Origin of the sequence: Streptomyces niveiscabiei (genome assembly GCF_001419795.1) — a bacterium.
Classification (GTDB): Bacteria; Actinomycetota; Actinomycetes; order Streptomycetales; family Streptomycetaceae; genus Streptomyces; species Streptomyces niveiscabiei.
Genome location: NZ_LIRL01000996.1, coordinates 1 through 4,349, shown reverse-complemented (window position 1 = coordinate 4,349; position 4,349 = coordinate 1). Strand labels below are relative to the sequence as shown.

The 4,349-nt window shown below is 72.8% G+C and carries 4 protein-coding genes; 1 reads left to right on the top strand and 3 read right to left on the bottom strand.

The annotated features are described in order from the left end of the window. Positions 1-275 precede the first annotated feature (275 nt). Together AOK24_RS38605 and AOK24_RS38600 are read right to left on the bottom strand one after the other, a co-directional pair. The gene (locus AOK24_RS38605) at positions 276-1,358 is read right to left on the bottom strand and encodes a DMT family transporter (RefSeq protein WP_055724599.1); all 1,083 of its coding nucleotides are present in this window, start codon (positions 1,356-1,358) and stop codon (positions 276-278) included. Beyond that, complete coding sequence (locus tag AOK24_RS38600; protein WP_055724601.1) at positions 1,355-2,149, bottom strand: phosphatase PAP2 family protein; 795 nt, start codon at positions 2,147-2,149, stop codon at positions 1,355-1,357. The genes AOK24_RS38605 and AOK24_RS38600 overlap by 4 nt, the downstream gene beginning before the upstream one ends. 176 nt (positions 2,150-2,325) lie before the next feature. On the opposite strand from AOK24_RS38600, the gene AOK24_RS38595 reads away from it, so the two are divergent. Further along, positions 2,326-2,937, top strand: coding sequence for a TetR/AcrR family transcriptional regulator (locus AOK24_RS38595; protein ID WP_055724598.1), 612 nt, complete (start codon positions 2,326-2,328; stop codon positions 2,935-2,937). 172 nt (positions 2,938-3,109) lie between these two features. Here the strand turns inward: AOK24_RS38595 and AOK24_RS38590 are convergent. Then, a partial coding sequence (locus AOK24_RS38590; RefSeq protein ID WP_055724600.1) for a DUF2510 domain-containing protein occupies positions 3,110-4,349 on the bottom strand: 1,240 nt, incomplete at its 5' end.

Here is a 4,349-nt window from a genome sequence, read left to right as displayed (position 1 = left end):
GACCGGCCCCGCAGCGCGCCGACCCCCGTCGGCCGCCTCCGGCTGCTCCTTCTTGGCGTACATGACGACCCCACCTCAGCTCTGCCCGCGGTCACTCCCCCCTTGCTACGAGCATGCCCACCCCGGGTGAAGGTCCGAACGGGCAGTACCGAGGCACCGTCGTCTGCCCGGAAGACGGGTCGTGGACGGGCGGAGACCGGTTCGACGGGGTGTGCGCTCAGTTCAGCCGCTTCGCGCTCCCCGCCCCCTGTCGGCCCCCGCCCTGATCGTGGGTGCTACAGCGCCGTCAGCCGGCCCGGACCCGGCGCCGGGCGCGGCAGCATCGCCGGTTCCTGGGACGCCGACTCGGGCCGCAGCGCCAGGACCGCAGCGACGGGGTGCTCGTCGTGGGGGACGCCGGCGGGTTCGGGGAGCACGATGTGGTCGGGTACGACGATGTCGTCCGGTACGCCGTCGTCGTACCGGATCTCGCCGGTGCGCTCGCCGTCCTCGTACCGGTCGTAGCTCTGTGCGGTGCCCTCCGGGACGGGCGCCGTCACCGCCTCCGGGGTCGCCCGGGACAGGAGGACGACGCCTCGGCCCGCGAGCCCCGCTCCGGCGGCTGCGAGGAGGATGCCCGCGGCGCCTCCCTGGAGGCTCTCGCCCAGCAGGGTCAGCCCGATGACCGCAGCGGCGACCGGGTTGGCGAGGGTGACCATGGAGAGGGGTGCGCCGAGGCCGTCCTGGTAGGCGGTCTGGGAGAGGAGCAGGCCGGCTGTCGCGAACGCGGCGACCAGCAGGGCGATGCCCACGAGCTGGTACAGCGGCAGGGAACCGGTGTCGGTGAGGGCGACCGTCACCGTCTGGGTGAGCGCCGAGGCGACCCCCGAGGCGATGCCGGACGCGGTCGCGTGGCGGAGGCCGGGCTTCGCGCCGGGCCGGGCCAGGAACGCGATCACGGTGACCGTGGCACTCGCGACGGCGATGGACTGGGCACCGTCGAGCACCTTCTCCGGCGCGGGCCCCGACGCCACGACCAGGATCGCGGCGAGCCCGGCGAGGGTGTACGACGTCCCCCGCCACTCGGCCCGGCTGACCCTGCGCCCGGCGATCCGCGCGCCCAGCGGCACGGCGGCGACGAGCGTCAGCGCGCCGAGCGGCTGCACGACGGTCAGCGGACCGTAGTTCAGCGCGACGACGTGCAGCAGCGCACCGCCCCCGTTCAGCAGCACGGACCCCCACCAGGCACCGCGCCGGACCATCCGCATGATCCCGGCCCCGGAGGACCGCGAGGCGAGCCGCTCCTGTGCGACAGCGGCGGCGGCGTACGCGACCGCGGAGAACAGCGACAGGACGACCGCGACGAGGGTGGCGTTCATCGGCCCGCTCCCACGAGTTCCTTGACGGGCTCGGCCGTCGTCTCCGGTACGGGTAGTACGTCAGGGGTACGGGTCCTGGGCGGCCGGACGAAGGCCAGCGCGACCCCGAGCAGGGCGCCCGCGACGATCGCGTCGAGCCAGTAGTGGTTGGCCGTCCCCACGATCACCAGCAGCGTCAGGGCGGGATGCGCGAGCCACAGCCACCGCCAGCGCGAGCGCGTCGCGACGATCATCCCGATCGCCAGCATCAGCGCCCACCCGAAGTGCAGCGACGGCATCGCGGCGAACTGGTTGGAGAGGTGGTCGGTCTGCGGCGGCCCGTACACGGACGGCCCGTAGACCCGCGCCGTGTCGATCAGCCCCGTGCCGGACAGCATCCGGGGCGGCGCCAGCGGGAAGAGGAGGTGGCCGACGAGCGCGGCCCCGGTGACGGCGGCGAGCACCCGCCGCGCCCACACGTAGTGCGCGGGACGGCGCAGGTACAGCCAGACCAGGAAGGCGAGCGTCGCGGGGAAGTGGACGGTCGCGTAGTACACGTTCGCGGCCTTCGCGAGTCCGTCCCCGTGCAGCAGCAGCCCTTGCACGTCGACCTCGGAGGGGAGGCGGGCCCAGCGTTCGAAGTCCCACACGTGATGCGCGTTGCGGAACGCTTCCCCGGTGTGCCCGGTCGCCAGCTGACGGCCGAACTTGTAGACGAGGAAGAGCCCTGCGACCAGCAGCAGCTCGCGGACTATCGGAGGCCGGGCCGCTGTGGACCCCGCTCCTTCTCCAGGCTCGGTGCGGGCATTCATCCCCATGCCTTTTCGTTCACGGTGGTGCGCTGCGACGGTGGCCGCAGTGTCGATACGAAAGCGTATCGATACGACAGTGTACCGATACGATCCAGTACCGGTACACTGGAGTATCGATTGACGTACACCACATCGATCCGGTCGCCGGACCGGGAATGAAACGGAGAGGGAGAACGATGACGTCGCAGGCCGCGGAGGTGCCGGAGACGGCCGCGTCGCGCCGCTCCAAGCTCACGCCCGAACGCGAGCAGGAGTTCTTCGACGCCGTCCTCGAACAGCTTCGGGAGTGCGGGTACGACGCCGTCACGATGGACGGCGTCGCCACGAGCACGCGGTGCAGCAAGTCCACGCTGTACCGGCAGTGGAAGACGAAACCCCAGTTCGTCGCCGCCGCCCTGCGCTCCTGCCGCGAGGTCCGCTTCGCCGGCATCGACACGGGCTCCCTCGCGGGCGACCTCCGCGCGGCGGCCCTCGCGGGCGCGGACTCGGCCGGCAAGGACACGGCCCTCATGCAGGCGCTGGGCCACGCCGCCATCCAGGACCCCGAACTCCGCCAGGCCCTGCGGGAGACGCTCATCGAACCCGAGGTCGAGGCGGTCCGCCAGATCCTCCAGCGGGGCGTGGAGCGCGGCGAGATCCCGGCCGACCACCCGGCGCTGGAGTTCGTGCCGGTCCAGCTGTACGGCGTCCTGCGCGTCCGCCCCGTCCTGGAGGGCAAGGAAGCGGACCCGGACTACCTGCTCCGGTTCGTGGAAGCCGCCGTCCTGCCCGCGCTGGGCATCCCCTAAACCCAGGTCGGACGTCCACGGGATGACTGGACGCCGATCTGCCGCGCCGCACCGTGGGGACGGGGGCGGCGCACCACCCGGCCGGGTGGAACCCTTCTTGAGCGGAGAGGGGCTCCACCCGGCCGACACTTCTGCGCCGAGACCGTGGGCGGGTCTTCGGCGGCCGGGCCCGTCAGATGTCCTGCCCGCTGCCCCCGCCGGAGGACACCTTGATCCCCGTCGTGATCTGGTCGATCACCGTGGCCCGCTGGTCCGCGTCGACCCCGAAGCGCAGGATGACGAAACGGGTGGGGTCGGCCGGGGACGGGAACGCCACGGACTCCACGATCCCGTCCGCGCCCTTGCTGGTCACCGCCTTCCAGCGGATCTGGTAGCCCTTCTGCCCGGCCACGGTCACGGCCTTGGCCGCGAGGACCTCGTGCGAGGTGATCGCGCCGTACGTGGACCCGCCGTACGACTGCTCCGCGTTGGCGGCGATGTCGGCCTTGGCGATCTCCTCGGCGGTGGACCCCTTCGTGCCGAGGGCGATGGCGGGGGCGGAGTAGACGCCGCCCTTGGTGCAGCTCTTGGACGTGTCGCCGGGGCACGGGTACGTGGAGTCGGAGTTCACCTGCGCCCCGACCTGCATCTGCTGCCCGGTCCAGCCCTCGGGTATGGGGATGCTGATGCCGTTGACGGGATCGGTGACGGCACCGCTCTTGATCTCGGGCGCCTCGGACTCGCCGGGGGAGGGAGCCCCGCCACCGGAACCGCCCGAGCCACCGGACCCACCGGAGCCGCCAGAGCCGCCTGATCCGCCGCCGTTCCCGCCGAAGGGCCCGCCCTGTCCACCACCGGGCCCGCCCGGACCCTGCGCCGTACCGGTCCTGTCGCTCCCGCCGCTGTCCTTGGTCAGCGCGAACACCCCGACCCCGATGCTCGCGAGCACGGCGACAGCGGCGGCGACGGCTATCCCGATCCGCACACCGTTCCTGGACCCGCCCTGGGGCGCGGCCGGATACCCGGGCTGCCCCGGATAGGGCTCCTGCCCGGGGTACACGGGGTACACGGGGTACGCGGGGTACCCCTGAGGTGCGGTGGGGTACCCGGAGGAGAGCACGTCGCCCTGACCGCCGCCGTAATACCCAGGAGCTCCGGTATGAGTACTTGAGAACTCGGCGGGCCCGACGGCCCCCGCAGGCCCTTCGGACTCCGGCCCCTTCTCCAGCCCGACGGCCGGTTCCTCCAGCCCGACGGCCGGTTTCTCCTCCGCGGAATCCTCCGACCCCGGGGAACCGGAGTCGTCCGGCGCGGCCTCCGCCGCATCCGCCTCCGCCCCCACGACCCGGGTCCGCTCCGTCCATGCCCCGCCGTCCCACCACCGCTCGGAGGGAGGACCGTCACTCGTCTGCCCCGGGTCGGGGTACCACCCG